At 69.6% G+C, this 24,391-nt stretch carries 22 protein-coding genes and 1 tRNA gene; 10 read left to right on the forward strand and 13 right to left on the reverse strand.

All coding sequences use genetic code 11. The features are described 5' to 3' along the window. Positions 1-63 precede the first annotated feature (63 nt). The gene (locus tag ABD743_RS11515) at positions 64-969 is read left to right on the forward strand and encodes an LLM class F420-dependent oxidoreductase (protein WP_344721579.1); all 906 of its coding nucleotides are present in this window, start codon (positions 64-66) and stop codon (positions 967-969) included. A 186-nt stretch (positions 970-1,155) separates the two neighbouring features. Then, positions 1,156-1,743, forward strand: a complete 588-nt coding sequence (locus tag ABD743_RS11520) for a class I SAM-dependent methyltransferase (RefSeq protein WP_344721581.1) — start codon at positions 1,156-1,158, stop codon at positions 1,741-1,743. 64 nt (positions 1,744-1,807) lie between these two features. Here the strand turns inward: ABD743_RS11520 and ABD743_RS11525 are convergent, their stop codons facing one another. From ABD743_RS11525 to ABD743_RS11545, 5 genes are all read right to left on the reverse strand, one after another. Beyond that, complete coding sequence (locus ABD743_RS11525; RefSeq protein ID WP_344721583.1) at positions 1,808-2,671, reverse strand: helix-turn-helix domain-containing protein; 864 nt, start codon at positions 2,669-2,671, stop codon at positions 1,808-1,810. A gap of 29 nt (positions 2,672-2,700) precedes the next feature. Further along, the gene (locus ABD743_RS11530; RefSeq protein WP_344721584.1) at positions 2,701-3,516 is read right to left on the reverse strand and encodes an alpha/beta fold hydrolase; all 816 of its coding nucleotides are present in this window, start codon (positions 3,514-3,516) and stop codon (positions 2,701-2,703) included. Positions 3,517-3,620: 104 nt separating this feature from the next. Further along, positions 3,621-5,021, reverse strand: coding sequence for a methyltransferase (locus ABD743_RS11535; RefSeq protein ID WP_344721586.1), 1,401 nt, complete (start codon positions 5,019-5,021; stop codon positions 3,621-3,623). 179 nt (positions 5,022-5,200) lie between these two features. Continuing rightward, a complete protein-coding gene (locus ABD743_RS11540) occupies positions 5,201-6,415 on the reverse strand; it encodes a cytochrome P450 (protein ID WP_344721588.1) in 1,215 nt (404 codons plus the stop codon). Positions 6,416-6,991: 576 nt separating this feature from the next. After that, positions 6,992-8,038, reverse strand: a complete 1,047-nt coding sequence (locus tag ABD743_RS11545) for an aldo/keto reductase (protein WP_344721590.1) — start codon at positions 8,036-8,038, stop codon at positions 6,992-6,994. A gap of 74 nt (positions 8,039-8,112) precedes the next feature. On the opposite strand from ABD743_RS11545, the gene ABD743_RS11550 reads away from it, so the two are divergent. After that, the gene (locus ABD743_RS11550) at positions 8,113-8,658 is read left to right on the forward strand and encodes a TetR/AcrR family transcriptional regulator (RefSeq protein ID WP_344721592.1); all 546 of its coding nucleotides are present in this window, start codon (positions 8,113-8,115) and stop codon (positions 8,656-8,658) included. 162 nt (positions 8,659-8,820) lie between these two features. Then, positions 8,821-9,321, forward strand: a complete 501-nt coding sequence (locus tag ABD743_RS11555; protein ID WP_344721594.1) for a DUF6790 family protein — start codon at positions 8,821-8,823, stop codon at positions 9,319-9,321. Between the two features lie 59 nt (positions 9,322-9,380). On the opposite strand, the gene ABD743_RS11560 is transcribed toward ABD743_RS11555, so the two are convergent. Next, a complete protein-coding gene (locus ABD743_RS11560; protein ID WP_344721596.1) occupies positions 9,381-10,694 on the reverse strand; it encodes an alpha/beta fold hydrolase in 1,314 nt (437 codons plus the stop codon). A gap of 114 nt (positions 10,695-10,808) precedes the next feature. On the opposite strand from ABD743_RS11560, the gene ABD743_RS11565 reads away from it, so the two are divergent. Beyond that, complete coding sequence (locus tag ABD743_RS11565) at positions 10,809-11,195, forward strand: MerR family transcriptional regulator (protein ID WP_344721598.1); 387 nt, start codon at positions 10,809-10,811, stop codon at positions 11,193-11,195. 220 nt (positions 11,196-11,415) lie between these two features. Here the strand turns inward: ABD743_RS11565 and ABD743_RS11570 are convergent. The 3 genes from ABD743_RS11570 to ABD743_RS11580 form a co-directional block, all read right to left on the reverse strand. Continuing rightward, positions 11,416-11,492, reverse strand: a tRNA-Met gene (locus tag ABD743_RS11570). 133 nt (positions 11,493-11,625) lie between these two features. Continuing rightward, entirely contained in the window at positions 11,626-14,598 is a 2,973-nt protein-coding gene (locus ABD743_RS11575; RefSeq protein ID WP_344721600.1) for a UPF0182 family protein, read from the reverse strand. Positions 14,599-14,778: 180 nt separating this feature from the next. Beyond that, the gene (locus ABD743_RS11580) at positions 14,779-15,807 is read right to left on the reverse strand and encodes a YlbL family protein (RefSeq protein WP_344721602.1); all 1,029 of its coding nucleotides are present in this window, start codon (positions 15,805-15,807) and stop codon (positions 14,779-14,781) included. A gap of 135 nt (positions 15,808-15,942) precedes the next feature. On the opposite strand from ABD743_RS11580, the gene ABD743_RS11585 reads away from it, so the two are divergent. Further along, on the forward strand, positions 15,943-17,445 hold the full coding sequence (locus tag ABD743_RS11585; RefSeq protein ID WP_344721604.1) for a zinc-dependent metalloprotease: 1,503 nt from the start codon (positions 15,943-15,945) through the stop codon (positions 17,443-17,445). Between the two features lie 53 nt (positions 17,446-17,498). Here the strand turns inward: ABD743_RS11585 and ABD743_RS11590 are convergent, their stop codons facing one another. Next, complete coding sequence (locus ABD743_RS11590; RefSeq protein WP_344721606.1) at positions 17,499-18,071, reverse strand: M48 metallopeptidase family protein; 573 nt, start codon at positions 18,069-18,071, stop codon at positions 17,499-17,501. A 116-nt stretch (positions 18,072-18,187) separates the two neighbouring features. On the opposite strand from ABD743_RS11590, the gene ABD743_RS11595 reads away from it, so the two are divergent. The 3 genes from ABD743_RS11595 to ABD743_RS11605 all read left to right on the forward strand — a co-directional run bounded on the left by ABD743_RS11595 (position 18,188) and on the right by ABD743_RS11605 (position 20,970). Next, the gene (locus ABD743_RS11595) at positions 18,188-19,147 is read left to right on the forward strand and encodes a TOMM precursor leader peptide-binding protein (protein ID WP_344721608.1); all 960 of its coding nucleotides are present in this window, start codon (positions 18,188-18,190) and stop codon (positions 19,145-19,147) included. Between the two features lie 196 nt (positions 19,148-19,343). Next, on the forward strand, positions 19,344-20,684 hold the full coding sequence (locus tag ABD743_RS11600; RefSeq protein WP_344721610.1) for an ABC1 kinase family protein: 1,341 nt from the start codon (positions 19,344-19,346) through the stop codon (positions 20,682-20,684). Between the two features lie 67 nt (positions 20,685-20,751). After that, positions 20,752-20,970, forward strand: coding sequence for a hypothetical protein (locus ABD743_RS11605; RefSeq protein WP_344721612.1), 219 nt, complete (start codon positions 20,752-20,754; stop codon positions 20,968-20,970). A 194-nt stretch (positions 20,971-21,164) separates the two neighbouring features. Here the strand turns inward: ABD743_RS11605 and ABD743_RS11610 are convergent, their stop codons facing one another. From ABD743_RS11610 to ABD743_RS11620, 3 genes are all read right to left on the reverse strand, one after another. Continuing rightward, on the reverse strand, positions 21,165-21,509 hold the full coding sequence (locus ABD743_RS11610; protein ID WP_379659353.1) for a WhiB family transcriptional regulator: 345 nt from the start codon (positions 21,507-21,509) through the stop codon (positions 21,165-21,167). Positions 21,510-21,643: 134 nt separating this feature from the next. Next, positions 21,644-21,844: a hypothetical protein gene (locus ABD743_RS11615; RefSeq protein WP_344721616.1), complete on the reverse strand. Its 201-nt coding sequence runs from the start codon at positions 21,842-21,844 to the stop codon at positions 21,644-21,646. Between the two features lie 119 nt (positions 21,845-21,963). Then, complete coding sequence (locus tag ABD743_RS11620; RefSeq protein ID WP_344721618.1) at positions 21,964-24,048, reverse strand: ATP-dependent DNA helicase UvrD2; 2,085 nt, start codon at positions 24,046-24,048, stop codon at positions 21,964-21,966. Positions 24,049-24,102: 54 nt separating this feature from the next. On the opposite strand from ABD743_RS11620, the gene ABD743_RS11625 reads away from it, so the two are divergent. Further along, positions 24,103-24,351, forward strand: a complete 249-nt coding sequence (locus ABD743_RS11625) for a mycoredoxin (protein ID WP_241034998.1) — start codon at positions 24,103-24,105, stop codon at positions 24,349-24,351. Positions 24,352-24,391: the final 40 nt, after the last annotated feature.

Below are 24,391 nucleotides of genomic sequence, written 5' to 3' on the forward strand. Positions count from 1 at the left end.
CGTAGTGGATAATCTACTTCGCGGGCTTTCCGGACGCTGGCAAACGATGAGTAAGCTGCCGCTGTGAGCCCCCTCTCCGATCCTCAGGCAATTGACAAAAATGGACAAACCACACGTCCGTTCCGATTCGGCGTCAGCCTGCTGACCCCCGGATCGCGGTCGGAGTTCCAGAGCAAGGCACGGCGGGCCGAGGATCTCGGCTACGACATCCTGCAGATGCCCGACCACCTCGGAATGCCGGCGCCGTTCCCGGCCTTGGTGTCCGCCGCCGAGGTCACATCGATCCGCCTGGGCACCTTCGTGCTCAACACCAGCTTCTACCGCCCCGCGTTGCTCGCACGAGACATCGCCGACACCGACCAACTCACCGACGGGCGGCTGGAGCTCGGACTCGGCACCGGCTACAACCAACCCGAGTTCGATGCGGCTGAGCTGCCGTTCCCCAGCGGCGGGAAGCGCATCGACCACCTGGAACACACCATCCGGGAGCTTCGCCGCCTCTTCGCCTCGACCGACCACGTGCCCGCGGTCCGTCAGAAGCCGATTCCGCCATTGCTGATCGCCGGCACCGGCGACCGCATGCTTCGCCTCGCGGCACGGGAAGCCGACATCGTCGCGTTTCCCCTCAACGCCGGTATCAAGCCGGACACCGAGCCGGAGAAGGCCCTCGCCGAAAGGGTCGCGTTCGTCCGCGAGGCCGCGGGGGAACGTGCCGACGACCTGGAGCTCAACCTGTTCATCGCCACTGTGACGGTGACACCTGACAAGCCCGACCTCTCACTGTTCCAACAGATGCTCCCCAGCTTCAGTGAAGAGCAGCTGCTCCAACTGCCCGGCGTTCTCGTCGGCTCGGAACAGCAGATCGCCGAAAAGCTGCATCACTATCGCGAGACCTACGGGATCAGCTATTTCGGGGCCGTGGAGGACAGCATGGAAGCGTTCGCCAAGGTGATCGCCCACCTGCGCTGACGACCGGCGGTGGGGCCTCCGCGCGTCTCACGGTGGCCCCTCCCCCGCGACATGGACACGTGTCGCGGAAAGACAACGCAGTCATTGCGCGACACGTGTCCATGTCGCCCACGCAGATGCTTCCCCGGCGCCGCCGGGGTGGCGTTGTGCGTGGCCGCCGCCCGGTGGCGGCCGGGCAGGATCGCGATGGCGACGGCCGGCAAGGTGCTGCTGGCTCACACCGGGGTCTATCTGCACACCACGCTGCGCGGCAAGCTGCGCGTCTGGGAGCGGGAACTCGACCGGGTCGGCCTGCGGGGTGACGAGCAACTGCTGGACCTGGGCTGCGGCCGCGGCGCGATGCTGATCGAGGCGGCCAAGCGGCTGCCGACCGGACGCGCCGTGGGCGTGGACCTGTGGTCCACAACGGACCAGAGCGGCAACCGCCCTCAGGTCACGCTCGCCAACGCCGCCGCTGCCGGGGTCGCTGACCGGGTGGAAGTGCATACCGCTGACATGACCGCGTTGCCGTTCTCGGACGCATCTTTCGACGTCGTGACGAGCGCGCTGGCGATCCACAACATCCCGACGTCCGGCGGGCGATATCGCGCGGTGGACGAGGCCATGCGCGTGCTGCGCCCGGGCGGGCAGTTGATCATCGCCGACTTCTGGCCGATGGCCAGGAAGTACGCGGCGCACATCGGCCGGGGCACGCTGCGTGGTCTGGCGCCCGAGTACTGGTACGGCGGCCCGTGGTTCGGCATCACGCTGCTGCACGCCGTCAAGGAGCACTGAGGAAAGTGAAGTGGCGAGGTCTGCCGGCACGCTTGATCACCTTGGCGTCAGCGGGCCGCCGGCCTCAGCAGTCACGGCTCCGGGTCGGCGATGAAGCAGGCCACGCGACGTCGTCGATCCCGAGCCACGGCGCAGCGGCCACGGCCGTGGGGGTGAGCCCGGCGAACTCCTTGACCTCGCGGTGGAGGTGGGACTGGTCGACGTAGCCGCTCTCGGCGGCGACTCCGGCGGCAGCGTGACCCGCCGCGAGAAGGTGGGCGGCGTGGTCGAACCGCACCAGCCGGGCGGCGCGTTTGGGCGTGATGCCGAGCTGGGACCGGAATCGGGACCACAGGCGTTTGCGGCTCCAGCCGACCGCGTCCGCCAGACCCTCGACCCGCACCCGCCCCCGGCTGGTGAGCGTCCGCCGCCACGTGTAGGCGACCTCCGGATCGACCACTGTGCGGTCATCCAGCCGTCGGGTGAGGATCTCCGCCGCGATCGTGAACCGCTCGTCCCACGACGCGGCGGCGCACAGCCTCTCCTCTGCGCGCCCGGCATCGCGGCCCCAGACATCTTCGAGGGACACCACCGTGCCGCTGAGCTCGGTCGTTGCGCCGAGCACCGCGGCCGCCACGGCCGGCTCGAGCCGGATCTGGAGGCAATCGACCCTCCCCCAGCCGGCTGCCCGAAGATCGCCGGGGAGGAGGCCGACGACGACGCTGCCACGCTGCTGCCGGCCGTGAATGTCGTAGACGGGGCCTGTTCCCTCGCTCAGGTCGATGAGCAGCGTGACGGACGGGTGCGCCACCATGGCGATCTCCCCGTAGGCGAAGACACGCTGACGGAACCCGGCCATGCTGATCCCCGGCAGCCGAGCTGACGGGCGCGGAACTGCGACGTCCACGTCCGACCAGGACCAGCCGGGTGGTGTCCCGCTCGACAGCACATGCCCAGCGTAGGTGTCGGGGATCACGGTCAGGTGTCAGCGCCCGTCGCCGTGAAACCCAGCAGCAGTTTGCTGGTGATCTCGGGCTCTTCGAAGATCGGCACGTGCCCGACGCCGGGCAGCAGCTCGACCCGCGCGCCCGGCACAGCGTCGTACTGGTGTGCCGACGCAGGGTCCCAGCGTGGGTCGGCCATGCCGAAGAGCACCAGCACGGGGACATCGAGGGCGGCGAGTCGCGACGGCACGCTCCGTTCGGCGATGTACGCGCGGTTCCCCCGCAACACCGACCGCATCGCGCGGTACGTGGTGCCCCGGAGCTCGGCGACCACGTCGTCCGGGATATCTACCGGGCGTGCGCACGTCGCGTTAATTCCTCTACGAGTCGTCGCGTCCGAACGCGTCGACCACAGGAACGGGCCGAGCGGCGGGGCCATCAGGGCTCGGAGGATGGCCGGTTGCGGAAGGATCGCATCGGTACTCGGGCCGGTGCTGATCAGCGCGAGCGACGTCACCAGGTCGGGGCGCTGTTCGGCGAGAGCGGTGGCGACGTAGCCGCCGCTGGAATGCCCGGCCACGGTGACGGGACGCAGACCGAGGCCGTCGAGGAGCGCCGCCACCCTGGCCGCCTGCGCCGGCACGTCGTACGACAGCGGGGGCGGCGACTGGCCGCAGCCCGGGAGGTCGACCCGGACGACGTGATGGTGGGCGGCAAGTGCCGGGACCACCGGTTTCCAGGAGCCGCTCGAGGCCCCCGATCCGTGGATGAGCAACAGCGGCGGCGCCTGCCGCGAGCCGTCGTGGACCACGTGCATCGCGTGCGAGTGCTCGACGTCGTGCTCAGCCATGCCGGAGAGGTTGCACGGGCCGGCGGCAATCGGTCTTGGACAAATGTCGCCGCGTGACCTCGCCATCCGGGTCACTCCGTGGGGCGGGCATCAAACTCCGGCAATCAGTCCAGCAGTCGGAGCAAGCCGTGAGCGCGTTGGTGGGCGTCGGGGAGTTGGTCGGGGCGCTCGGTGGCCGCGGCGAGAACGGCGAGGACGCGATGGACCACGCAGGCCACGAAGGTCTCATCACCGGCGGAGCTGATCGCGTGGTCCTTGATCCGTTGGGCGATGGCTGGGTCGCCGTGAACGGGGTGTGCGGGGGTCTGCAGCAGCGCGACGAGGTCGATGACGCGGGTTCCTCGGCCGAAGCCCTCCAGGTCGATCACCGCAGAGAGTCTGTCTCGGCGGAACAACATGTTCCGGACGGTGAGGTCGCCGTGCACGAAGTCGCCGGTGGGTAAGGCCGGCACCGGACGGGTGATCGACCCGAGAGCCCGTCGCGCGAGGGGCAGCACGCTCGGGTGGAACGCGAACTCGGCGATGCCACCGTTGAGGAAAGCGGTGATCATGGTCGACCAGTCACGCACCGGCGCCGGATGCACCCGGGCGTGCAGGTCGACGGCGTCCAACACGTGCGGGAGGGTGTCGACGTCGAGCGTGGTGCCGGCACGGCCGGCGTGGAACTCGGTGAGCAGATAGCACCGGTCCCGGTCGAGGTGTCCGGTGGCCAGGATCGCAGGGGTGGGGTAGCCCATGGCGCGGAGTCGCTCGACGACCTCGATCATCTGGGCCAGCTGGTCTGCCCACCACGCCCCGCTCTTGATCTTGAGTACCGCCCGCTCCCCGGTCCGGCCGAGCAGATGCACCGGATCTCCGCCGCCGCCGGCCAGGTGGCCCAGTACGGTCCACTGTCCGCCGGTGTCGCGGCCCACGGTGTCGAGATCGGCGGCGTCGACGCGAGGTGGCCGCTCGCCGTGGGCCGTCGGTGCGTGAACCTGAAGCAACCGGTAGCCCTGCTTCGCGGCAGCCCGCCGGGTCGGGTAGCCCGTGGTGTCGAGCCAGGTGTGCAACGAGTCGGCGCCCATGGCCTGTTTGACCACGAGCCAGCCATCTCCCCCCGGGACCAGACGGGCCAGCCAGTCCAGCAGGAGCCGATGCAGTTCCTCCTTACCCACCTTGATGGGAGGGTTGCTGAACACACCATCGAAACGCAGAGCCGCCGGCACCTGCTCCGGTGCCGCCGCGATCACGTTCGGTACCCCGAGGCCGGCCGCGTTGCGGCGAACCAACGCCAACGCCCGCTCGTTGATGTCGACCGCCCAGACCCCGGCCAGAGGTTGCCGGCGCGCCAACGTCAGCGCGATCGGCCCGTACCCTGCCCCCAGATCCAGCATCGACGTGTGCGGCGCCGGGCGCGGTGTGTTCCGCAGCAGCACGAGGGTTCCCGGATCGACCCGCTGAGCACCGAAGACCCCGGATGCGGTCGCCAACTCGGCCGTGATGTCCGGCAACCGAAGGTGCACCACACCTTCCCGCATCAGCGACGACGGCCGCCGTTCCCAGTACGCCCCACCCACGATGTGCTATTTCCCAAGGCAGACAGCGTTCCTGCAACCCAATATCCGCGTCCGCCGTCTCATCGCCGGTCGTTGTGCCGCGTCAGGCCACGTTCAGCGGCTGAGCCGCGCACTCATTCACTCATTCACGGCGCCTCACGCCGAAACCGGATCGGCAACGTCACGGGACCGGCGATGCCCATCGCAGGCCGCCACGTCGGGTCGCCGTCGGGCTCGATCGGCCCGAGCCGGCGGGCCAGTAGCGGCAGCGCCTCGACCATCTCGATGCGGGCGAGGTAGGCCCCCAGGCAGTAGTGGATTCCACCGCCGAACGTCAGCTGCTGCTGACGGCTGGCGGTGATGTCGAACCGGTCCGCGTCGGTACCGAACGCGGCCTGGTCCGTGTTCCCGGTGGCCAGGAACAGCGCCAGATGGCTGTCGGCCGGAATCGCGACGCCGTCGATCTCGAGATCCTCGGTCGCGATCCGGCTGGTGAGCGGGACGGTGGGCACGACCCGGACCACCTCCTCCACGGCCTGTGCGGCGAGCTCCGGCTGCCGGGCGAGCAGGGTCCATTGGTCGGGGTGGCACAGGAAGGTCGCGATCGCGTTGCCGAGCTGGTGCCTGGTGGTGTCCTGGCCGGCGAAGAGCAGCGCTGTCACCATCGTCCGCAGCTCCTCGGTGCTGAGCCGGCTTCCGTCGGCCTCGGCCGCGATCAGTGCGGACAGCAGGTCGTCCGTCGGCCGGGCGCGCCGCTGGGCGAGCAGCGCGTCGGTGGCCGCGTGCAGGCCCTCGAGTGCCGCCTCGATCCGCTCCACGTTGGCCGCGGCGGTGAAGCTGAAAGCCAGGCCCAGATCGTTGGCCCAGCCGCGGAACGCGTCGTGCTGCTCGCGCGGAACGCCGAGCAGCTCGCAGATGACCCGGGCCGGGTACGGGTCGGCGAACGCCTCCATGAAGTCCACGGGCCCGTCGCCCGGGAAGCGGTCGACGAGCTCGTTTGCGATCTCGCTCATCCGGGGCCGCAGCTCGGAGACCGCGCGTGGCGTGAACGCCCGGCTCACGAGGCGGCGCAGCCGGGTGTGGTCGTCGCCCTCGACGCTCAAGATGGTCGAGTTCAACCACTCCACCAACGGCCCCTCGGTGAGCCCCTGGGCGCTGAGGATCCGGAAGGTGCCCTGGCGCAGCCGGCGGTCGGCGAGCAGCGCCGTGAGCTTGTCGTACCGCAGCACGGCGAAGCCCATCGGCGTTCGAGCGCACCAGTGCGCGGCGCGGGCCGCCCTGACCTCGGCGCCGTCCGGATGGAACGCCGGATCCATGATGTCGAGGTAGGGCAACGCGGGCGAAACGGTGGGGATCGTCAAAGTCGTGTCTCCTCACGCGATCATGATCTTGCGGACCGCCTGCACGCCCGTCCCCCTCGGCGACGAACGCAGACAGCAACCACTGCTCTCAGCGCAGAGAGAGCGGCAGTGATCGGAGCGGCTTGCGGCGGTGGAATGCCCGATTGCTCTCGCACCGATCGAGGAGTGATTCCGACGCGAGCATAGGCTCCCGCCTTGGTTCCACATCGCCGCGAGGAGGGCGTGACCTATACGCCACAATAAGCGTACCCCACCCTGCGCAAACACTCGACTTGATGACCTGGTACAGATCTGGCACTACCGGAGGCATGAAAATGGCCCCCGGACCGAGCACCCGAGAGCCGTTTCCGCTGGTAGCGGGGGCAGGATTCGAACCCACGATCTCGGGGTCATGAGTCAGGCGTAGATCCTCCCGGGCTGCCGATGGAAGATCTTCCGCATTGTTCTGATAACCGGCAGAAAGGGCCTCCCATCGGACGAATACGAGACGGTCAACTTTTCCGTCATGAGTGGCATGAAACGGCATAGGCGGTCGCCGCGGCGGCTCACCTCATCGCCGTGAACAGCCTGTCGTGATCAGAGAACGGGAACGTGGGGAGCTTCGAGCAGGCTGCGGTCGCCGTCGAAGCCGTGGCTCAGCGCGGCCGCGACGTCTTCGTGGGGAGTGCCCAGCCGGACCGCGCTGACGTCGTCCAGGCGTAGGTACTGCTGCGTGTCGAGTTCCAGATCGAGCGAGCGCAGGTACTCCTCCAGGTGTTCCAGGGAGCGGGGGCCCACGATCGGGATCAGGGTCGTCGCAGCCAGCGCGGCCCGCCGGCGCAGCCAGGCCAGGGACACCTGGACGGGGGTGCTGCCCATCTCCTCGGCGATGCTCAGCACCGCATCGACTACTGCGGCCCGCTGCGCGGTTCCCTCCACGGCATCGCCACGAGCACTCAGCCGGCCTTTCTCCCCCTGGCGGTACTTGCCGGTGAGCAGACCCCCGGCCAGCGGGGAGTAGAGCACCACCCCCAGGCCGTGGGCCTGCGCCATCGGCAACAGTTCCCGCTCGGCGGACCGTTCGGCCAGGCTGTACTCGGTCTGGATACCGACCAGCGGGGCCAGGCCGCGCAGGTCTGTCCGGACCGCGGCGCCCGCGACCCGCCAGGCCGGGAAGTTGGACAGCCCGCCATGAAGGATCTTGCCGGCGCGGATCAGATCGTCGAACCCGGCCAGGATTTCCTCGATCGGAGTGATCTCGTCGGGGAAATGCGGCATGAACACGTCCACGTAGTCCGTCTTCAGGCGGCGCAGGCTCCCCTCCAGGGAGCGGATCATCGTCTTGCGGCTGTTCCCGGTCGTCGCCGGGCGGGGCCGGGCCTGCCTGGTCCCGCTGTACTTGGTGATCACCACGAAGTCGTCCCGGTCACTGCCGAGCAGCTCGCCGAGCACGGTCTCGGCCTGCCCGTCCTGATACAGGTTGGACGTGTCGAGCGTGGTGCCACCGGCGGCAACGAAGGCCTCGAAGATCTTCCGCGAGGTCTCCGGGCCGGCGCTGGTCTCGGCCGTGCCGAAGTTCGCCGTCCCGAGGGCGTACTCCGAGACTCGGAGCCCGGTCTGTCGTCCGAAGGTCTGGTAGCGCATGAGGTGCTCCTGGAGGCCGGGGACGAGGTAGGGTCCTCGAACGTTGCCAATAAAACGAAGGGTCGTTCTCTTTTATGCCCAAGGTGGGCCAGGCGCACCTCGATGCCCGGCGACAGCAGATCGTGGACGCCGCCCGGGCCCGCTTCGCCAGTCACGGCTTCGCCAGGACCTCGATGGCCGACATCGTCACCGAGTCCGGGCTCTCCACCGGGGCGATCTACCGATACTTCACCAGCAAGGACGAGATCGTCATGGCCGTCTGCGAGCAGGCGCAGGACGCATTCCCTACCGAGCTCACAGCCGAGGCCATCAGCCGATTCCTGGAGCACGTCCGGGCGATGGCCCGCGAGAAGGACCATGCCCGGCTGACTGCCCAGATCTACGCCGAAGCGGCCATCTCCCCTGCGCTCGCGACGATCGTCCAGCAGCAGCTCTCGGCACTGCGAACGGCGGTCGCCGACCTTCTCCACAACAAGACGGGACCTGAGGCGGGATCGGTCGCCGAGGCGTTCGTGGCCGTCTGCGCCGGATACAGCCAGCAACTGGCCGTCCGGGGCGATCTGGACTCTGCGCCCTTCACCAGCGCATTGATGGAGATCATCAAGGATCCATCCCCATAGCTGTCGGGGACGTTAGAGGAACACCAACCGGGGCGGTGGTGGTCGGTTCACACGGCAGGCCGTGGGCCCGAATGGCCGATGACTCCGTGCCGGCTTGCGCCTAGCGTGTTTCTCTCACTCAGAGCCCCTGTACGACACCAGGGGGTAGCCATGCTGTTTGCTTTGTTCGTCATCGGCCTGATCGTCGCCGCCATCCACCTGTTCCGGGATACCCATCCGCGGACGCCGAGCCGCATCGCCGAGATCGTTCTGCTGTGGCTCCTGGTCATCCTCGTCGGCGTAGGCGGCGTGTTCACCTTCATCGCACACACCGTTTACGCCGATACCACCGCAGCATCGATCGGCTGGCCCGCCGGCAACCCCTTCCAGACCGAGGTGGCGGTGGCCAACCTCGCCATCGGCGTGCTGGGCATCCTCTGCTACTGGTTCCGGGGTCAATTCTGGCTTGCCACCGTAATCGGCAACGCCGTATGGCTGCTCGGCGACGCCGTCGTCCACGTGCACCAGATCATCGTCGCCGACAACTGGGCCCCCAATAACGCCGGGCCGGCGCTGTACACCGACATCGCCGGCCCGCTCATCCTTATCGCGTTGCTGGTGATCGCACGGCGGCACGCTCGAAGCCAGGGCGCTCCGGCCGCTCTCCGGCACGAGCCGTCCTGATCGAGTCGTGGCAGCCACCGACCAGGTCGCTTCGAGGTCCACCGCCACCCCCAGCGCGCTCACGGGAGCACATCCGTGCGCAGGCGGGTCTGGACGAACTTCTCTATCCGCCAGGAGCTATCGACCTTGGCGAACTCGCCGTGATAGTGGCCGTAGCCGCGCACCTTGACGGTGCTGCCGTCGATCCAGTCCTCCATGTTGATGGTCGAGGACGCAGCCACCGGCGAGTGGACCTCGGTAGTGAAGGAGAACAGCTGATGGATCGCGGTGGCGTCGCCGACACTGGTGGTGATGACGTCCTCGATCTCCTTCGGGCCGGTCATCTGCATGACCTGGACGCCTTGCGGGTCATGGATCGTGAAGGTCGCCTCCGGCGCGAACAGCCGCGCGAGCTGGTCGAACTGTTTGTGATCGGCGTAGTAGGCGTACCGAGCCATGAACTGGCGGATCTCGTCGACGATGACCAGACGCTCAGTATCGGACACCGCGAAGAATCGGCCGAATCGCTCGGCAGTGGCCTGCGGGTTGTCGAACGCGTACGCGTGGGAAGCCTGCGCGATGACATCGGTTTCGATGTTCTCGGCGACCTGCCGGGCGCCGGCCAGCAGCTGGCCGCGGTAGTAGCCGTGGTCGCCGTTGAGCACCAGGACCGGCATCGGGAGCCGGGTCGTGAACTCGGCCCGGTTGGCCTTGCCGTCCTCGATCATGGCGCCGTAGTGCTGGAAGCCGCCGCGGATGCCGTTCGGGCCGGTGAAATGCGGCAGATAGTGGGCGACGCCGTATTCCTCGGCGTCCGGCCGCACCGAGGTCAGCCGGTAGAACGGTGTGAGGTATTCGGCTTCCTTGCCCTGGGTGAGGAACGTGGCGAGGTCGACCTGGCCGCTGAACCCGAAGGCGTAGGTACCGCCCTCGACGGAAGGGTTCATCATCTCCTCGAGGCCGAAGCCGGGGATCAGCGTCTCGGAGAGCACCAGCCGGCGGACCTCGTCAGGGTGCCGTGACGCGTACGCGTAGACCACCATGCCGCCCACGTCCATGCCGACCAGGTTGATCGGTCCGAGACCCAGCCCGAGCACGATCCGCCGGATGTCCTCGGCGACGTTGGTCTTGGCGAAGGTGTCGCTCTCGGCTGGGTCGGAATCGCCCATGCCGCGCAGGTCGGGGGCTAGCACGGTGTAGCCCTGGGCCGCCAGCATCGGCATCAGCTCACGCCATACCGCCCAGGTGAACGGGAAGCCATGCACCAGCACGACCGCCGGGCCGGCGCCGCCGATCACGTAGTGGATGCGGGTGCCGTTCCCTTCGGCGTAGCGGTGGTGGAAGCCGTGCAGGCCGTCCACCGCAGTTCCGGGTTCGGGATGAGTCACAGTCATCGGAGCCTCCTTGATCGTCGGTCGGCTCGAACGTAAACCTTGGAGTATGGTCCAAGGTCCAGGGTGATCCCCGCCTCACTCCACTCCGCTCGGATCGACAGGGAGGCTCAACGCATGTTGATCGGCGAATTCGCTAAACGCGTCGGCGCCAGCACCGACACGATCCGCTTCTACGAGAAGGTGGGCTTCTTCTCCAGCAGCCGCAGCGAGAACGGCTATCGGCACTACACCGAGAAGGACATCGAAACGGCCGACCTCATCGCCTCCGGGAAATCGATAGGTTTCTCCCTGCGCGAAATCCTGGCCTTCTGCCAGGAGATGACCGACGGTGTGCTGGATCACGCGCGAGCACAAGAGGGCCTGCAGTCCAAGATCAACCTCATCGACGAGCGGATCGCATCGCTGAAACGAGTCCGGAAGCTGGCGCAGCAGCAACTCGACTATTGCCGGGCGGTGGAGGCGCAAGAGCTCGCTGTGTCGGACGCCACTCCGGGCAGATAACGAAGTCCATCACCAGGAGGGTCGCCGACCACGCGGCGGGATCGGCGGCTCAACCGGGCACGACCGTGCCGCCGCGGAGCTCATCGGCCAGCTGATCAAGCGGGCTGTCACCGGCACCAAGGACCCCGCTTCCGCGGCTTGTTGGTCGAGCACTTACTACGACTCTTACTACCGAGACATGAAATGGCCCCCGGACTGATCGTCCGGGGGCCATTTCCGCTGGTAGCGGGGGTAGGATTCGAACCTACGACCTCTGGGTTATGAGCCCAGCGAGCTACCGAGCTGCTCCACCCCGCGTTGCCGTGTTGCTGTCTTGCATTAAGGACAGTACACCCCCCGGAAACCTGCCTGCATCGGGGGGGTCCCCCTACGGCCACCGCCCCGCCTGCCTGGTGAGGCCGACGGGGCGGTGGTTGGGGACCAGCGGAAATCAGCCGCCTGGGCCGGGTGGTGGCGGTGGCGCCGACGTCGCCGCCGAGCCGGCGCTCGCCTGCGCTTGCTGGAACTGCTGCACCGCGTTGTCCAGTGCCTGCAGCGCCTGGCCCTGTGCTGCGAAGTCACCGCTCTGGTTGGCCGCCCGGAGCTGGTTGATCGCGCTCTGGATCGACGCCGCAGCCGCGGCGACCTGTGGGTTGGCCGCCGGTGCGGCGGGCCCACCAGGAGTGGTGCCCTGTTGCACCGCTGGTGGCGCGCCCCCGGCCGGCGGCGCTACGGCAGCCCCCGCTCCGGCCCCGAACACCTGGTCCAGCGCCACGGACAGGTTCGCGTCATAGCCGACCCGTCCGTTGTACGACACGAGCACTCTGGCCAGCTGTGGGTAGCTGGACTGCTGATTGGCTCGTTCGATGTAGACCGGTTCGACGAAGAGCAGCCCGCCGGCCACCGGGAGGGTGAGCAGGTTTCCGTACTCGACGGTGCTCTGCCCACCCCGCGATAGCAGGCCTAGGTCCTGGCTGACGTTCGGTGAACCGACGAACTGCGTCTGCACCTGTTGCGGGCCTAGCGTCTGCGTGTCCGGTGGTAGCTGCAGCACCGTGATCTTGCCGTAGTTGGCCGGATCGGAGCTCGCCGTCACGTAAGCCGAGAGGATGTCCCGGTTGCGGAACACGAGGGCGCTCGTGAGCTGGAAGGTGGGCGTGTTGTTCTGTTGCCCGCCGGCTCCCGGTTCGCCCGCCAGGATGTAGTACGGCGGCTGTGGAGCGCCGCCGGCTCCGCCCCCACCTGGCACGGTCGGATCGGACGGGACGTCCCAGAACGACACGTTGCCGTAGAACTCAAGCGGGTTGTCCACGTGGTAGCGCGTCAGAAGCTCGCGCTGCACCTTGAACTGGTCCTCCGGATACCGGAAGTGTGCTCTCAGATCCGGGCTGATGGCCGATGCGGGCTGCACAGTGCCCGGGAAGGTCTTCATCCAGGTCTGCAGCACCGGGTCCGACTCGTCGAAGGCGTACAGCGTGACCGTGCCGTCGTAGGCGTCGACGGTGGCCTTCACGGAGTTGCGGAGGTAGCTGATGTCCTTGTCGGTCTGCGGTCGTTGCAGCGCCTGCTGCGCATCGGCCGTGGCCTGCCCCAGCCCCATCCGTTCCGCGTACGGGTAGTTCTGCAGCGTGGTGTAGCCGTCGACGATCCACTCGATGCGCCCGTTGACCACCGCCGGGTAGGGGTCGCTGTCCGTGGTGAGCCACGGCGCCACCGCCTGCACCCGGTCGCGGGGGTCACGGACGTACATGATCTTCGAGTTCTGGTTGATCGAGTTGTTGAACAGGATGTTGCGCTCGCCGTAGAACAGCGAGAAGACCAGCCTGTTCACGAAGCTGCCGAGCGGCACGCCGCCCTTGCCGTGGTACGTGTAGCTCTGCGTGTCGGAGTCGTACTCCCGCGGCGCCCCGCCCGGGTCGGCACCGACGATCGAGTAGCCGTCGATCAGTTCGCCGTAGTAGATGCGCGGTTCGGTGACGCGCAGGCTCGGCGGAATGCTCGGCGACTCGTTGTTGGTGATGTCGATGCTGGTGAAGTTGGGCAGACCGCCCTGCCCACCCGCCTCGTCCAGCACGGCGTTCACTTGGTTGGCCGGAGCCACCACCATCCCGTTGCCGTGGGTGTAGACGAGCCGGCGGTTGATCCAGTCGGTCTGGTTTCCCGTGAGGCCTGCGCTGTTCAGCTCACGAGCGGCGACGACGTAGTCCTGGATCTTCCCGTCGATGTTGTAGCGGTCGATATCGAGCTTCTGCGGGAAGCCGTAGAAGGTACGACGCTGCTGGAGCTGGGTGAACGTGTCGCCCACCTTGGCCGGGTCGAGCAGGCGGATGTTCGACACCGTTGCGGAGTCGTTACGGACCTCCGCGGGGGTGGCATCCGAGGTGCCGCTGTAGGGAACCTCGGTGACCTTGTCGTCCGTGAGGCCGAAGGCCTGCCGGGTGGCCGCGATGTTGCGCTCGATCGGGACCGCCTCACGCTCGTTGGCGTTGGGCGAGACGACGAACTGCTGCAGCACCTGCGGCCACGCCGCGCCGATCAGCACGCTGGAGAGGATCAGGAGCACGACGGCGATCGCGGGCAACTGCAGGTTGCGGCGGAAGACTGCGGCGAAGAAGGCGGCAGCACAGATGAGCGAGATGAACAGGAGGATCAGCTTCGCCGGCATCACCGCGTTGAGATCGGTGTAGGTGGCGCCGGTGAAGATGTCGCTGCGGTTGCTGAAGAGCAGCTCGTAGCGGTCGAGGTAGTAGGCGACCGCCTTCAGCAGCACGAACACGCCGGCGAGAATCGCCAGCTGCGCACGAGCGGCCGCCGAGACCTGCCCGGACCTGCCACTGAGCCGGATGCCGCCGAAGATGTAGTGCGTGATCAGCGAGACCACGAAGCAGATGGCCACGGCGACGAACAGCCAGTCCAGCACGTACCGGTAGAACGGCAGCTGGAACGCGTAGAAGCCGACGTCGATGCCGAACTCGGGGTCGGTGACGCCGAACGGCGTGGAGTTGATGAACTGCTGGACAGTCTGCCAGTCGCCCTGCGCCGCGAGCCCGGCGATGACGCCGATGATCAGCGGGATGCCGATCGCGAACAACCGCAGCCGCTGGATGATCACCGTGCGGTAGCGGGCGATCGGATCCTCTGGCCCGCTGACGGGAACGAAGACAGGACGTGAGCGGTAGGCGATCCACAGTGACAGCGCCACCAGGCCACCGATCAGCAGCCCGCCCACGAGGAACTGCACGATCTGCGTGAACAGAACTGTGGCGAAGACGCCCCGGTAGCCGACCTCCCCGAACCACAGCCAGTCGACGTAGAAGTTGATCAGGCGCGAGCCACCGAGGAGCAGCAGTACCACGATTCCCGCCAGGATGAGCAGGATCCGGGTACGGCGGCTCAACGTAGGGGCTCCCACCGGGGGCCTCATGGCCACAGGGCACGCTCCAGTCTTCGTGGGTCGGGCGCCGGGCGGATGCGACGGGTCCGCTGCCGCGACGACCTGCTCGATCGCCTCCTGCAGCCGGCTCGACTATGCGCCCTGCTCACCCAACTCTACGGACGGGGTGTGGAGTTCCCGTTGGGGCCTAGATTGTTCTGTTCGTCCGATTCAGGCTGCGGCTGTGCAGGAGGGCGCCGGACGCCCCGTCGCGAGCGCATCAAGGCCGTTCAGAGCGTCCTGCAGGGTCGCGACACGGACGAGCTCCAGCCCGGCGGGGGCGTTCGCCTCGGCCTCACCGCAGTTGTCGGCGGGCACGAGGAACACGGTGGCCCCCGCGTCGCGCGCGGCCCGCATCTTGAACGGGATGCCGCCGATCGGGCCGACCTGCCCGTCGGGCGTGATCGTCCCGGTCCCGGCGATGAAACGGCCGTCGGTGAGCCCGCCCGGCGTCAGCTTGTCGATCACGGCGAGCGCGAACATCAGCCCGGCCGACGGGCCACCGATGTCGCCGAGGCTGATCCTGATGTCGCCGGTGCGCGGCTCGATCCCGGGCCGGACGCCGAGCAGGCCCTGCGGGCGATCCGGACTCGACCCGAGCACGACGTCCGCGTCGTGCTGCTGGCCTGCGCGCTTGTAGGTGATCGTGACGGACTGTCCGGGCGTGGTCGTCGACAGCGCGCCGGAGACGGCAGCCGGCGTGTCGACGGGGTGCCCCGACACCGCGACGATCTCGTCGCCCGGCTCGAGCCTGCCCTGCGCAGGCGAGTTCGGCACGAGGTCGCTCACCACCACCCGCGTGGGCAGGCGCAGCTCGGTGAGCGCGGCGACCTCGGCGTTGGCCTCCGAGGCCGCGAACTGCTCCGTGTTCTCCTGCTGCACCTGCTCGTCGCTCTTCTCCGGCGGGAAGACCTCGCTGCGCGGCACGACCTGACGGTCACCGTCCGCCCAGAGGCCCACGGTCGCGAACAGCGTGAGCCGGTCGGTCACCGAGACCGTGGTCATGTTCAGGTGCCCGGTCGTCGGGTAGGCCTGCAGCCCGTCGACGGCGACGACCGGCTGCCCGTCGACGTCGCCGAGCGTGTCGTACGTCGGACCGGGACCGAGCGCCACCATCGGCACGGGCACCGTCGCGGCGAGCACCGCGAGCGCCAGCGCGAGCATGCCTGCGGCGACGAGGTTCCACGTCCGACGGTTCACAATCTGAGAGCCTATGGGGACCCGTTTCGACGCCCTCGGACGGTCTGTGCTGCGCCGTCGGGCGGCGCATCGGCGCCTGTCAATTTGTGCTGAATGCGAACAGCTCAGCTTGGGCGATCCGCGTACCGTGGTGACATGAGCGATACCCCGTTCGGATTCGGGCCGTCCGACCGCGACCGTGATGACAAGGAGAACGAGCGCGGCCGAGAGCCGGAGCGCCCGAACAACGGGCCGCAGGATCCGTTCGGCTTCGGCAACCTTCCAGGGATGCCACCCGGTGGCTTCCCCGGGTTGCCCGGCCTGCCCGGAATGCCGGGCATGCCCGGAGGTGCAGGCGGGTTCGACGTCAGCCAGCTGGGGCAGATGCTCACGCAGCTCGGGCAGATGCTCAGCCAGGCGCAGAACACCGGCGGAGGCCCCGTCAACTACGACCTCGCCGCGCAGCTCGCCCAGCAGCGACTCGCCGCCAGCACGTCCTCACTCACCGAAGCGCAGCGCGCCGCCGTCTCCGACGCGGTCAAGCTCGCCGAGCTGTGGCTCGACCCCGCCACCGAGTTCCCCGCCGGGGCGGTCGAGACCAAGGCCTGGTCGGCGAGCGAGTGGGTCACCGCGAGCATGCCCACCTGGAAGCGGCTGTGCGACCCGGTCGCGCAGCGCGTGTCCGGGTCGTGGGTGGAGGCGATCCCCGAGGAGGCGCGTTCCGCCGCCGGCCCGATGCTGGCGATGCTCGGCCAGATGGGCGGACTCGCCTTCGGCAGCCAGCTCGGCGGTGGGCTGGCGCAGCTCGCCGCGGAAGTGGTCTCGTCCACCGACATCGGCGTGCCCGTCGGTCCCGATCGGGTCGCGGCCCTGCTGCCCGAGAACATCGAGAAGTTCACGAAGGACCTCGACCGCCCCGCCAGCGAGGTCATGATCTTCCTGGCTGCCCGCGAGGCGGCACACCACCGGCTGTTCGCCCACGTGCCGTGGCTCAAGGAGCGGCTGCTGGGCACCGTCGAGGAGTACGCGCGGGGCATCCGGGTCGACACCTCCCGCATCGAGGAGCTGGCCCGGGGCATCGACCCGTCGAACCCGGCCGCCATCGAAGAGGCCATGCAGTCGGGGATGTTCGAGCCCGAGACCACCCCGGAGCAGGAGGCGGCCCTGGCCCGCCTCGAGACGCTCCTCGCGCTGATCGAGGGCTGGGTCGACGCCGTGGTCGCCGACGCCGTTGGCGCCCGGCTCCCCGGGGCCGACGCCCTGCGCGAGACTCTGCGCAGGCGCCGCGCCTCCGGCGGACCTGCCGAGCAGACCTTCGCCACGGTGGTCGGACTCGAGCTGCGGCCCCGCCGGTTGCGGGCCGCCGCGGAGCTCTGGCGGCTCCTCGGCGAGCAGCGCGGGATCGCCGGCCGTGACGCACTGTGGGCCCACCCGGACCTCATCCCGTCCGCCGACGACCTCGACGACCCTGCCGGTTTCGTCGGTCGGGACGAGCTCGGCGATCCGATCGCGGAGCTGGAGAAGCTGGCGGACCGGGCAGGCGCCGAGGATCCCCAGCAGAAGCGCTCCGAGAAGTCCGAGAGCACCGACAGCGCCGACGACACCGACACTCCGGACTCCGACGGGCCGGAGCCCGAGGGCCCGAAGCCCACCGCCTGATCCTCGCGCCTTCTCGCAGACTCGTCGCCACCGCACGGTCACGGTGGCGGGGGTCAGCCGGTGGCCGCCTCCGGCTCCGCCTCGGGCTCATCGCCGTCGATTCCGAGCATGCCCAGGCCGGCGGCGGCGGACAGTCCCTCGAGGTAGCCCATGGCGCGTTCCGCACGTGGGTAGCGGTGCACCCAGGCCCAGAACCGAGTGTCGTGGCCCGGCTCGAGCAGGTGTGCGAGCTCGTGGATCAGCACGTAGTCGACCACCCAGCTGGGGACGTCCCGCAGCCGCTCGCTGATGCGGATCGTGGCGTCAGCGGGAGTGCACGACGCCCAGCGCGTGCGCATCGGGGGCACCCAGCGCACCGTGTGGGGCTCGGCGCGTCCGTCGAGGTAGCGGCGAGACAGTTCCATGCTCCGCCGTCGCAGCTCGGCGTCGCCCTTGCGGGCCGGTGAGCGGCGACGGGCCTCGCTGCGCTCGAGCCGACGCACCATCTCGTCGACCCAGCGTCGTTCCTCCGAATCGCTCATCCACCCAGGGATGAAGACGATCACGGTGTCGCCTTCGCGGCGTGCACTGACCATGCGCCGTCGGCGGTCACTGCGCCGGACCTCGATGACCGCGGGCTGCGCCATCACTCCAGCCTAAGCCCCGCCGCCGGGTCGGCGCGTCACCCGATGTTGTCCACAGGGCCGCCGGACCCTGTGGACAGCGTGCTGCGGCGGATCTTTCCGGGGCTCACCATCGGAGAATGTCCGTCACGCTCCGTCTCTCCCCTCACCGGTCGGTGCTCGCGCTGGGCCCCCGCGCCCGGCTGCTCGGCCTCGATCCGGCCACGGCCGTCGCCATCGACGATCTCCCGCCGGCGCTGGCGGCGATGGTCGACGAGCTGGACGCCCCGGTCGAGCAGAACGAACTCGTCGAACGGGCCGTCCGGCGTGGGGCCGATGCGGCCGAGGCGCACGCACTGGTGCGTGAGCTCGTCGCAGCCGGGGTGCTGATCGACACCGCCGTCCTGGAGCGCAAGGCCCGGCACCGCGCGGAGAGCACCGTCGTCGTCACCGGGGCCGGGCCGCTCGCCGTCGGTGTCGTGCTCGGGCTGGCCCAGGACGGCGTCGGCACGGTGCACATCGAGACCAGCGGGCCGGTGCTCGCCGCCGACCTCGGCACCGGCTACGTCGACGACGACCGCGGCTCCGACCGCCTCCGGGCCACCAGGGCGGCACTGCGGAGGCTGTGTCCCGGCACCGGCACGGGACCACCAGGGCAGCGGCTGGTGCCCGACCTGGTCGTCCTCACCGACTTCCTCGCCCACGACCCGCAGCGGGTGGCGCAGCTGCACGCCACCGGCACCGCCCATCTCTCCGCCCGGGTGCGCGACGGCGTCGGCGTGGTCGGGCCGCTCGTCCTGCCCGGTCGCACCGCCTGTCTCGGCTGCCTCGAGCGGCAACGCTGCGCCCACGACCCCGGCTGGCCGGCGGTCGCGGCGCAGCTGGTCGGCCGGCAGGGCCGCGCCGACCCCGCGGCGATCCGCGCGACCGCTGCGCTCGCCACTGCGCAGGCCCTCGCCGCGCTCGACACGGCGGCCGGTGGAGGTGGTCCCCCTCCCACCCTCGATACGACACTGGAGCTCGACGCCACAGCGGGCACGCTGTTCCGGCGTGCCTGGTCGCCCCAACCTGGCTGCGGATGCGGCGCGATCACCGACTGAATGTGACGGGAGATGGAGAGGGCAACATGCGCGCAAGGGGGAGATCGGGACACAATCAAGGAGTGAACGAGTCCGCGAGCCCGCCGTCGGACGGCGCCCGGCCCGGCGAAGGCGTACCGGCGACCGGGAGTGTCCGGTCGCCATCCGCCGCATCGGTGCCGGTCGTGACCGCGAGGCCGGCTTCCGAGGAACCAGCGTGACCGACATCCCGCGGCGAACAGCGGCACGCACGGCCAAGCTCGCCAGTCTCCCGCTCGGTGTGGCCGGACGGGCCGCGGCAGGGTGGGGTCGTCGGCTCGTGGGCGGCGACGGCGAGGAGATCTCGGCCCAGCTGATGGCGAAGAGCGCCGAGCAGCTCTTCGCCGTGCTCGGCGAGCTCAAGGGCGGGGCGATGAAGTTCGGCCAGGCCCTGAGCGTGTTCGAGGCCGCCATCCCCGACGAGTACGCGGCACCGTTTCGCGAGTCGCTGGTCAAGCTGCAGTCCGCAGCGCCCCCGATGCCCGCGTCCGACGTGCACAGGATGCTGGCCGAACAGTTCGGCCGAGGCTGGCGCGACCGGTTCCAGGACTTCGACGACACACCGGCCGCAGCCGCGAGCATCGGCCAGGTCCACCGGGCGATCTGGCGGGACGGGCGCGAGGTCGCCGTCAAGGTGCAGTACCCCGGCGCGGAGGAGGCGCTGCGGTCGGACCTGCGCCAGCTGTCGCGGATGAGCAGGCTGATGCAGCCGCTCGTGCCCGGACTGGAGATCAAGCCGCTGATCGCCGAGCTGCGGGAGCGGATGGAGGAGGAGCTGGACTACCGCGACGAAGCGGAGAACCAGCGCATCTTCGCCGCGGCGTTCGACGGCGACGACAAGGTCAAGGTGCCGCGCGTAGTGGCATCAGCACCCCGGGCAATGGTCACGGAGTGGGTCACGGGGCAGAAGCTCTCCGACGTCATCCGGGGCGGATCGCAGGAGAAGCGCAACCAGGCTGCGGCGTTGCTCGCCGAGTTCCACTACTCCGCACCGGCACGCGTCGGCCTGCTGCACGCCGACCCGCACCCCGGCAACTTCCAGGTCCTCGACGACGGCAGGCTCATGGTCATCGACTACGGCGCCGTGGCGCGCCTGCCGGAGGGCCTCCCCCGGCCGTTGTCGGTGATGGTCCGGCTCGCGCTGGAGGACAAGCCCGGGGAGCTCCTCACGCTGCTGCGCGACAACGGTTTCGTTCGGCCCGGGTCACCGCTGCGTGCCGAGGACGCCGTGACGTACCTGGCGCCGTTCACCGAGCCCCTGCGCACCGACACGTTCCACTTCACCCGCCGCTGGCTCCAACGGCAGGCCGAACGGGTGGGCGACCTGCGCAGTCCCGACTTCAACACGGGCCGGGAACTCAACCTGCCACCCCAGTACCTGCTCGTGCACCGCGTCACGATGGGCACCCTCGGGGTGCTGTGCCAGCTCGACGCCGAGGTCCCGCTCCGCGGGATCGTGCGGCACTGGCAGCCGTGGATCTTCGACGCCAAGGACGAGTCGGCAGGCCGCCACCTCTGAACCCGGCCCCCGGTCCCCGCCGCGGATGGTGTGGGACGGGCCGGGCCGGGTTCAGAGATGGACGGAAATGCTTGCGGACGCCGACGGCGTCCCGGCCGCGTCCGGCCGGGGCGCCGTCGTCACCGTGCGGCGCTTATCGGAGAGCGCCGCGGAGCCCGCTCACCGCGGTTCCGGAACCGCGGTGGAGCGGGGCAGCACCGGCGCCGGCGCGCGCGAGTTCGGCGCGCCGGGCGGCGAAGCCGGCGAGCGAGGCCCACCGGCGGCCCGCCGTGAGCCGGCGGGCTAGTGCGTAATCGCGGGCAGCCTGTTCGGCCTCCCGCTGTCGGGATCGGGCCAGGGCTTCGTGGAGCAACATCTCAGTTCCCTCTCGGTGCAGGACCACGGGTCGCGGAAGTGCGGGGGCGGCCGGCGGCATGAAGTCGGTCATCGGAATCGGTCTCCTTCGGTGTGGCCCTCGGAGGGCCAACGGGGTGGGGCAGATCAGGCGGACACGGCCGCTGCGTACTCGCGGTCACGGGCCAGTGCGGCCTTGCTCGGGCGGCCTCGAGGCCTCTTGCGCGGAATGACGGCCCCGCGCAGGAAGATCTCACCGCCCCAGACGCCCCATGGCTCCTCCCGGCGCAGGGCCCCGGCCAGGCACTCGGCCTGGATCGGGCACTGCGCGCAGAGGGACTTCGCCAACTCCAGCTCGGCCGGAGCCTCGGCGAACCACAGGTCCGCGTCGCCGGAGCGACACGGCAGGTCAGACCCCGTACGCGGCACCGCGTCGAGGAGGGACCCCATCCCGGCGACTGTCTCGCCACCGAGCTGTTCGGAACTGATCACTCCGCCGTCCAACGGAGCTGATCGGACTAGCACCTCAACCTCCTGAGTGATGTGGTCAGGCAGGACAAACAAAAAGGCCGCGGATCCCGGTGTGGGTCCGCGGCCTTGGTTCTTCGGGCCGGTGGCGAGGTCGCCTACGTATGGCGACACTCCACTTCGGACACACCTGTGCTGTTATCGGTCGGGCTGACGCCCTTGTTCTTGTCAAAGGCGCCGAGCGCCGGGATCTGCTGCCACACGCGCGCGGAGCGGTGCAGGGAGCCCATGGTGATCACAGACCCTGCTCGCACACGGGTGCCGTAGATCCCGGCGAGGTCGCGCGTCATCGTGATCATTCGGAACACCCCCTTCGCGGGCGAAGTCGCAGCAGAAGACGGGCTGGTGAGGTCCGTCGGCGGATACGTTAGAGATACCCGGACAGACCGCACAACTGATTTACGGGGAACTTCTTGGATCAACTACCTGCGGCGTCCGGGTCGGCCACCAGCGCGAGCACCGCCGGCCCGTAGCGATCGAGCTTGCGGGCACCGATGCCGGGGATCCGCACCAGCGCCGCGTTGTCGGTGGGCCGCTGCTCGGCGATCGCCGTGAGGGTGGCGTCGGTGAAGACCACATAGGCCGGAACCTGCTGCTCACGGGCCTCTTCACTGCGCCAGCCGCGGAGCCTGTCGAGCAGCTCGACGTCCACATCGGACGGACACTCTGCACACCGGCGCATCTTCAGCGCGTCGGCCCCCATGAGCGGCGAGCCGCACACCCGACAGCGTGGCCGCGGGCCACCGCGGCTCGATCCGTTCGCTATCCGCGAAGCCGAGTGCTCCTCCGGAATCAGCCCGTAGAGGAAACGGCTGCGCCGCCGCCGTCGCGGGCCACCGGGCTGGCGGGACAGCGCCCACGACAAGGCGAGCCGGCGGCGGGCCCGCGTGATGCCGACGTAGAGCAGCCTGCGCTCCTCTTCGATCGCCTCGTCGTCGCCGTCGGCGTGCTGGATCGGGAGCGTGCCGTCGACGAGCCCGACGAGGAACACGACATCCCACTCCAGGCCCTTCGCGGCGTGCAGCGACGCCAGCGTGACGCCCTGCACGGTGGGCGGGTGGGCGGCGTCGGCCCTCGTCTCGAGCTCGGCCGCGAACCGGCGCAGATCGGCCTCGGGCTCCACCGCCACGAGCTCCTCCGCGAGCTCGACGATCGCGAGCAGCGACTCCCACTGCGCGCGCTGTGTGGCACCACCGGGCGGCTCCTGGGTGAGCCCGACGGGAGCCAGGATCGCGCGGACGGCGTCGACGAGCGGGACGTCGTCGCCTGCGCGCCCGGGAGCGGCGACCCGGAGCGCGGTCATCGCGCGCCGCACCTCCGGGCGGGAGAAGAACCGCTCGCCCCCGCGGACCTGGTACGGCACGCCGACATCGGTGAGCGCCTGCTCGTAGACCTCCGACTGCGCGTTGATCCGGAAGAGCACCGCGATCTCGGCGGCCGGAGTGCCGTCGGCGACCAGCCGCTTGATCTGCGCGGCCACGGCGGCGGCCTCGGCCGGCTCGTCGTCGTGCTCCGCGAAGTCGGGCTCCGGCCCGGGCGAAAGCTGCCCGATCAGCCGCAGCCTGGTGCCCGCGACGCGCCCGCGGGCCGAGCCGATCAGGGTGTTGGCGGCGGACACGACCTGCGGTGTGGACCGGTAGTCGCGCTGCAACCGCACGACGGCCGCCTCCGGGAAGCGGCGCGGGAAGTCGAGCAGGTAGCGGGGGCTGGCGCCGGCGAAGGTGTAGATCGTCTGGTTGGCGTCGCCCACCACCGTGAGATCGTCGCGCTCCCCCAGCCAGGCATCGAGCACGCGCTGCTGCAACGGCGTGACGTCCTGGTACTCGTCGACGACGAAGCAGCGGTAGCGGTCGCGGAACTCCTCCGCCACCGGGCCGTGCTCCTCCAGCGCCGCTGCGGTGTGCAGCAGCAGGTCGTCGAAGTCGAGCAGCTCGGCGCGGTTCTTCAGCTCCTCGTAGCCCGCGTACACGGCGGCCACCTGCTCGGCGGGCCCTGGTGTGTCGCGGCGCAGCTTCGCGACGGCGGCCGCGTACCCGTCCGAGGTGACGAGGCTCGCCTTCGCCCACTCGATCTCACCGGCGAGGTCACGCAGCGACGCGGCATCGGTGCCGGCCTTCACACGGGCGGCCGCCTGCCCGACGATCCGCACCTTCCCCTCGAGCAGCTGCCACTGGTCGCCGCCGACCACCCGCGGCCAGAAGTAGCGGAGCTGGCGCAGCGCGGCCGCGTGGAACGTGCGCGCCTGAACGCCAGCAACCCCGAGCGCCCGCAGCCGCGTGCGCATCTCCCCCGCCGCCCGGGCCGTGAAGGTGACGGCGAGGACCTGGCCGGGCGCTACATGGCCGGTGCGCGCGAGATGCGCGATGCGCCGGGTGATGGTGCGCGTCTTGCCCGTGCCCGCGCCTGCCAGCACGCAGACCGGCCCCCGTGGCGCGGTGACCGCCGCGAGCTGCTCGTCGTCGAGGCCGGACTCCGGGGCGTCGGGGACGGGGCGCGCGCTCACCCGACCATCCTGACACCCGGGGAAGACAGAACGGGCGCCGGTCGTTCTACCGGCATGGCTGAGGTGACGATGTACTCGACGACGTGGTGCGGCTACTGCCGCCGGCTCAAGCTACAGATGGATCAGGCCGGCATCGCGTACACCGAGGTCGACATCGAGCGGGACCCCGAGGCGGCCCGGTTCGTTGAGGGGGTCAACGGCGGCAACCAGACCGTCCCCACGGTGGTCTTCGCTGACGGCACGGCGCTGACCAACCCCCCGTTCGCGGTGGTGGCGGAAAAGCTGGCCGACCTGGCGGCGTAAAGCCCACCGCACACATCCCATGGCCACCGTGCACACGTCC

The sequence above is a fragment of the Pseudonocardia yunnanensis genome (genome assembly GCF_039534065.1).
GTDB classification, from domain to species: domain Bacteria; phylum Actinomycetota; class Actinomycetes; order Mycobacteriales; family Pseudonocardiaceae; genus Pseudonocardia; species Pseudonocardia yunnanensis.